We start from the raw sequence: 595 nt of genomic DNA on the forward strand, positions 1-595 counted from the left end.
GCGTCGGGTCGGGCAGATTGTCGGCGAGTTCGGTCGCCGTCACCGTGCGGCCGTCAAGAATAGGCGTGCCCGCCTCCGGCCCCTTGCGGAACCGCCTGAGATAGTGCGGTCCGCCGGCCTTCGGCCCGGTGCCCGAAAGCCCTTCGCCGCCGAACGGCTGCGAGCCGACCACGGCGCCGATCTGGTTGCGGTTGACATAGATGTTGCCGGCATGGATGCCGTCGACGAAATGCTGGGCGCGGCCTTCGATGCGGGTGTGCAGGCCGAAAGTCAGGCCATAACCCTTGCGGTTGATCGCGGCGATGACCCCGTCGATATCGTCGGCGTCGAAAGTGGCGGCGTGCAGCACCGGTCCGAACACCTCGCGCTCGATGTCCTCGATGCCCTTGACCCGAAAGACATGCGGCGCGACGAAGCGGCCATCCTTCGGCGCTTCGAGCTTGGCGATCAGCCGGCCCTGCAGGCCCATGTCAGTGCAATAGTCGCGGATCGATTTTTGTGCCTCCTCGTCGATGACCGGGCCGACATCGGTCGAAATCCGCCAGGGATCGCCGAGGCTGAGCGTTTCCATCGCGCCCTTCAGCATCTCCAGCAT

The 595-nt window shown here is 65.7% G+C and carries 1 protein-coding gene; it reads right to left on the reverse strand.

Features of this window, described 5'->3' with window-relative positions; genetic code table 11:
• Positions 1-595: aldehyde dehydrogenase family protein (locus EOA86_RS37555; RefSeq protein WP_128345886.1), on the reverse strand; the 595-nt coding region annotated here is incomplete at both ends.

The sequence above is a fragment of the Mesorhizobium sp. M5C.F.Ca.IN.020.32.2.1 genome (genome assembly GCF_004023105.1).
Lineage (GTDB): Bacteria > Pseudomonadota > Alphaproteobacteria > Rhizobiales > Rhizobiaceae > Mesorhizobium > Mesorhizobium wenxiniae.